Source organism: Bradyrhizobium sp. sGM-13 (genome assembly GCF_018398875.1).
Classification (GTDB): Bacteria; Pseudomonadota; Alphaproteobacteria; order Rhizobiales; family Xanthobacteraceae; genus Bradyrhizobium.
The window spans coordinates 1-5,723 of record NZ_JAGWDK010000097.1; the positions used below are offsets into that span (position 1 = coordinate 1).

Annotated in this window: 5 protein-coding genes and 1 pseudogene; 4 read left to right on the forward strand and 2 right to left on the reverse strand. The window is 59.3% G+C overall.

Annotated features, from left to right (window positions below; genetic code table 11):
• The first annotated feature begins 211 nt into the window (after positions 1 to 211).
• From KJQ96_RS42510 to KJQ96_RS37885, 3 genes are all read left to right on the forward strand, one after another.
• Positions 212 to 532: a transposase gene (locus tag KJQ96_RS42510; protein WP_375293267.1), complete on the forward strand. Its 321-nt coding sequence runs from the start codon at positions 212 to 214 to the stop codon at positions 530 to 532.
• Positions 533 to 596: 64 nt separating this feature from the next.
• Entirely contained in the window at positions 597 to 776 is a 180-nt protein-coding gene (tnpB, locus tag KJQ96_RS42515; RefSeq protein ID WP_375293268.1) for an IS66 family insertion sequence element accessory protein TnpB, read from the forward strand.
• 53 nt (positions 777 to 829) lie between these two features.
• The gene (locus KJQ96_RS37885) at positions 830 to 1,246 is read left to right on the forward strand and encodes a hypothetical protein (protein WP_213291093.1); all 417 of its coding nucleotides are present in this window, start codon (positions 830 to 832) and stop codon (positions 1,244 to 1,246) included.
• A gap of 13 nt (positions 1,247 to 1,259) precedes the next feature.
• Here KJQ96_RS37885 and KJQ96_RS37890 read toward each other — a convergent pair whose 3' ends face one another.
• Positions 1,260 to 2,942 (reverse strand): DDE-type integrase/transposase/recombinase, encoded by a 1,683-nt coding sequence (locus tag KJQ96_RS37890; protein WP_249735053.1) that lies wholly within the window; start codon positions 2,940 to 2,942, stop codon positions 1,260 to 1,262.
• Positions 2,943 to 3,051: 109 nt separating this feature from the next.
• Here KJQ96_RS37890 and KJQ96_RS37895 point away from each other — a divergent pair.
• Positions 3,052 to 3,330, forward strand: a pseudogene (locus KJQ96_RS37895) (transposase); the annotation flags it as partial.
• An 834-nt stretch (positions 3,331 to 4,164) separates the two neighbouring features.
• Here KJQ96_RS37895 and KJQ96_RS37900 read toward each other — a convergent pair.
• A complete protein-coding gene (locus KJQ96_RS37900; protein WP_213291094.1) occupies positions 4,165 to 4,722 on the reverse strand; it encodes a GNAT family N-acetyltransferase in 558 nt (185 codons plus the stop codon).
• Positions 4,723 to 5,723: the final 1,001 nt, after the last annotated feature.

Here is a 5,723-nt window from a genome sequence, read left to right on the forward strand (position 1 = left end):
TAGAGCACCCCCTCGCGAATCAGGTGCTCAGAAAGGAATCACAAGTGATTCTTTCGATTCTAGATTTCGCCGATCAGCGGATCAGCCCGAGTGGTCAACCTTATGGGTAATTGAAAGCCGGTGAAGGCCGCCTTGCCGATTGAGACGCGTTGTTGAGAACTGTCCTTATGGACAGTGATAGGCGCAGTGCCCAGTTGAACGGCTGGAAGTGGTGGACACAGGCCGGCGGCGGCGCTGGTCCGAGGATGAGAAGCTCAAGATCGTTTTGGAGAGCTTGCAGAACCCACGGTCCGTCTCATCGACAGCGCGGCGATACGGCATCTCGCGCTCATTGCTGCTCGATGGCGACGGTCGTTTCGCCCCGAGCCGAAGGATGCCGCCCATCAAACGGGCTTCGTACCGGCGATGGTGGTCGCGGAATTGGGGGCGACGCGTGGTCCAGTCGGGCCGGCCGGCGGCGGCGCGATCGAAATCGAGTTCACGGCCGGGGTTCGGATGCGGATCACGGGCACGGTGGACGCGGGGACGCTAAAGGCCGCGGTCGCGGCACTGGCTGATGGACGGCCGCGGTGATCCCCATTGCGTCGGGCGTACGGGTGTGGATTGCGACCGGCCACACCGATATGCGGCGCGGCATGAACTCGCTGGCCTTGCTGGTGCAGGAAGCCTTCAGACGCGACCCGCACATATGTGGCGGGACGGATTATGTGGCGGCGGGGCCCCTTGGGCCTTTGCGTTCAACGAAGTCTGCGGGTTCGCCGCCACATAATATTTGATGCCTTCCCAGTTGGCGCAGGATGTCCCTGCGCGCCAGACTGGGGGGAGCGGCATGCTTGATTTCTACTTTGCCTATCGTGGAGTGCTCAGGAGGCTCCGCAGCGGGGCTCTCGGCCAAGAGATGGACCGCATCGCGGCGCATTTCTTCCAACTTGGATATAAGAGGGCCTCAGCCAAGCTTTATATTAGTCGCCTTGCTCGGTTCAGCGAGTTCGCTGCCGGGGTCTCAGCAACCGAGCCGATCACACAAGAAGTCATTGATCTCTTTCTTCAGGGCTTTCCAACCGCATCTCCCCGCATTGCTGCCGCAACTGCGATCGAGCACGCGCGACGGCTGGCGCCGGAGCGATTTTCCATTCCAGTCCTACCTCTAACAGTAGATCGCGACGCCACTCTGATTGCCGCATATGTTGGCTATTTGCGCGGTGTGAAGGGCTTGGAGACGATGTCATTCGGCCTGCAATATTGACCCCCGTATTGCCTCATCTGCGAATGTTACCCTGATAGTGCCGTCGCTGTTGACGATCCGATGTCGACTGGTCGGTTATGGTTGTCCAGGCTGGCTCGGTAGGAGGGACTGTGGGCGGGTCGGGCCCTACATAGCCCGAGCCGTCCACAGACCCGGGCAATGAAGCAACGGTCCTGGCGTCGCCGAGCGGCTCCTGAGCAACCAGCTGCTCGGCGGCCTTCCTCCGAAGCGCCCTCAGCAGACGCTGCACGATCGAATGCTGTCTCGTCCCGAACTCCTCGGGGTTTTTCTCCCTCAGCCGGCCAACAATGGCGAGTGCAGTCAATTGCGGCTGCGCAGCAAGCCAGTCCTGGATGGTGGCAATGTGCGGGTCGAGCTTGGATGGCATGCGAATCCGCGTCTTATAAGGCCGATGAGGTCGCCGGTGCGTGGCACGCGGCTCGCCGACTTTCACCGCCTTGCCGAGCGTCTTCGCAAAAGTGGCAGCGGACGCCGGCGCGGTGCTTGTGCAGGCGCGTTGCAGGCCGCGCGCCTGTCCGGCACGACGATCGACACGATTGCCGAGTTCCTCCTGTGTTGCGCGGATCTCGGCCAAGAGCGCGATAGGATCGAGCAAACGATACTGATCGCGTAGCCGTTTCTTCACGGCCGCAGCCAGCTTGGGATGAGCCAGCGCGCGCTGATAGGGCGTCAACGGAGCGTGATAGCGCTTGATCACTTTCGCCCCTTCGCGGCGCTTCTCCTTCAGCTTGAACGACGGCTGAAAGAAGTTGACGTAGAGCCGTGCCGCCGCATAAAGGCGACCCATCACGCGCGCCGTTTCGAGGCCGTCGAAGCGGCCATAGCCCATCAGGCGGCGCACGACGGCGCCGTTCTTCTGCTCAACGAACGCCTGATCGTTCTTCTTATAGGCACGCGAGCGTGTCACCTCGAGCTTCTGTTGGCGGCACCATGGCACGACGACATCGTTCATGAACGCGCTGTCGTTGTCGAAGTCCACGCCGCGCAAAAGCCAGGGGAACAGGCTCTGTGCGTGTTTCATCGCCTCGACAACCAGCGAGCCATCGCGCGTCACCAACGGCAGGCACTCGGTCCAGCCTGTGGCGACGTCGACCATCGTCAGCGTCTGGATGAACGAGCCTGCCACAGACGTGCCGCCATGGGCTACCATGTCGACTTCGCAGAAGCCGGGCGGCGGGCTATTCCAGTCATTGAACGTGCGGATCGGAACCTCGCGCCGGATTGCCGAATAAAAGCCGGCACGTCGGCGCTTGCCGCCGCTCGCCGCGATCTTCACATCGCCGAGCAGGCGGTCGATGGTTGCGGCGCTGATGGCGAGAACACCATCACGATCCGCCTGGCCAAGCTTCAATCGGCCATGTTGCTCGAGGGCCGGCAGCAAGGTTGGGATCATCACCTTGAGCCGCTTGCCACATACCCGATCCGACGCCTCCCACAGCGCCGTCAGCGCATCCTTGATCGTCGCGCCGTATCTGCGCCTGCGCGCTCGCAGTGCCCCGACATCGCCGATCTCGTGTTGCCGGAGTGCGCGCACCGCATGCTCGCGATGCCAGCCCGTCGTCGCGCACAGCGCGTCGAGGATGCCTCCCTTCTCCGCCCGCTTGGCCGACCGGTAACGCTCCATTACCGCCGACACCACCTCGCGCCGCGCGCCCATGCTGATCCTTCCCGCCATCGACGACACCGACCCGATTCGGTGACGTCGCCCCAGTCATTGGCGGGAACTTGTCCAGTAACATTCATGATGAGGCAATGCGCCCCCGTCAAATTTGAACGCCGATTGACATTCAAGCGGAGGCAAAGAGCGGCTGGGACGAATATCGAAGATGGGAAATCCGGAACTCCGCGCTCTCCTCGTCGTCGGGACAACAGCCGTCTTGCGGGTCGCCCGAAACGACGCTGGGGCGCGGCCGTGGCTGAAGGCGCTCCACGCCAGACGGCCCTTCAAGGTTGCAGCGGTCGCGCAGGCCAATAAGACGGCGCGGATCATCTGGGCGCTTCTGAACAAGGGCGGAACTTATCGGCGTCCAGACCCACTGGCGATTGCTGCGGTCGCCATCTGATGGACGCAGTGACCGCCAAAACGATCTGACCGGCGTAGGCCGGCAGAGGGCAAGGTGCAACAACAGCCGATGAACCATGGGCGAAATCCCGAAACGAGTGAAGCTACTGCCCCCAATGCGCTCAAGCGCGTAAACTTGATTTAGCTCCTCGTTCCGCGGATCTCATCGAGGCCAGCGGCCATGTGCCGCGCGCAAAGGCCGGACATATGACCGCACCGTCCCAATGTGTGAAATCGACTGAAAAAGCTCTTGCCACGCGGGCCGTTCCACATATGGGGGCAAGGTCACTCAGAAAACGGATGCGGTGAGCGTTGGAGTGGTGTCGAAGGCTAGTCACGCGCAAGCGCGGCCAATGCGCTCTGCTTGGCGTAGTGCCGCGACACGTTGGAATCCGAAAGCGCCTTCTGAAGGTCTTCTTTCGAACTTCGGTGACATCACTTTGACGATTTGAACAGAGGATCGTCGAACCTCATGAGAGTGGGGGACGTTCCGAAAGTCTGGGCGCGAACCCGAAAGGATGCTTCCTAGGCAAGCGTGACAACGTCGTGGTGTCTAATCCAGATTGCATCAAATTTCGTCTGCCATCCGAAGCAATCATCAGTCGCCCTCCGCGAGCACGCGGCTCACAAAGCTGGATAGTCGAGCGCCGGCGAGAAGTCGCCGGCGCTCGTATCCTCGATCATGTGTTGGTGGACAGGGCCCACTTGAGTATCGGAAACTAGGGCTTTGATTATATATCTAACGAAGACATGACGCTCGCCCAAGTTCATTCGAAACTCCGATCCCCGCATGTAGACTGGGCGAGATAAGGGACCTGCCGCACGTGTGGAGCCCTCAACAATGTCGCTTTTTCTGCGACCCAGGGGCGTAGCGGGAAAAATACTCCTCGCGGGTCATTTCGTAATATCGCAAAAATTTGCCATTGTGCCAACGGTCGTCGACGTAACGCAGACCTAGCTTCCTTGCTCCCGACTCCGATCGTGCATTCCCAGGCTTAATGAGAGCAACAACTCTTGATTTCGTCGAGTTGCCCAGCGCATGCCTAATGGCAAAGTGGCTGGCTTCCACGTTTAGACCTCGTCCTCTGCCATACTCGCAAAGTGCGATGGCGAGTTCGAGGCTATCTGTGCTCTCATAGTCGCGCAGGCCGCAGCGGCCGATGAAAGTAGGGCCATCGTTCGTCGCTTCGTAAACCATCCAGTCGCCGTAGCCATTTTTGCGCCACTGGACGAAAAACCAATCGAGCCACATGCGCACGTCCTCACTGGTCTGCGGTACATCATTGAAGATCATCTTCTGGACCAGCGGATCGTTGTGCAATTTCAGCAACTCCGCCTCGTGCTGAGGTTGCGGAGGCACCAAGCTCAAATGTTCGGTCTGGTATCTGATCATCGCGTTGTCTCGATAGGTACATTAATGCAAGCGGATCAGTTGCTCGCCACAGTTTTGTAATTGGCTTTCGCTGAGCAAGATTGCGTATTATGCTCGATTTCGGCTGACGGCTGCAGATTCGAATACCAAACTGGACATCAAGGAGGCGCTCGCGGCTCATTATCGAGCATCAGACGGCGATAACCGCGAGGACAATAACCGAACCATGACGCGGATCTCATCTAGACCAGGCCGGAACCTCTCTTGGTTGCAGTAATCTCGGCATGAAATCGCGCATTTTGACGTTCAACTGCCCGGCGACGGCTTTCAAACGTTCGACGTCGACCGCGAGCTCTGTTGCGGGGCTTTGAATTTCGAGCCTCGTCGCTCGACGGGATGATCGAGCCCCGCAGGCCAAGACATCGCATTGCCGCCCGTGCGCGCATGATAGCTAGCTGCAGCCACACCGGACCTGTGATACAGGGCTCCAAGCTAGACATTACCGCCGGTGCTGAGGTCTGTCGACGTGCACTACAAACCTCGTTCGAGGCGATCGCGCCGCCTATGGTGAGCGCGGAAAATGGGCCTTTGAAGTCCTCTACCTTGAGACAAGGGGGATCGACAAATGTGACGAGTGAAATAGACAGTGTCCTTGCTTGTGCAAAATGCATGGCTTCGATGACAGGCGCATTAGGCGCGATCAACATGACATCCTGACTCATTGCATCTCCATACCGCAACACACTAAGCGCTCAATCCCGGTCATTTGGGAATGACGCATTCTACGGAGGGCATGTTAGTCGAGTGCATAGATGCTCACACCTGCCAGTACTGGGGAGTGTGGCTGGATCAGACGAGTGCTCGAAATGAGCGGCGTGAAGCTCGGCTTTCTGCCACAGGAGACACAGCGCGTTCGAGACTGGTCAAGAAGAGCTCTTCCGGGAAATGTAAAGTCATCTGCTTCATCCTAGGAGCCTGTCCAGTTAGCTTTGGGAAGGCAGTTTTATCTTGATAATGGCGGC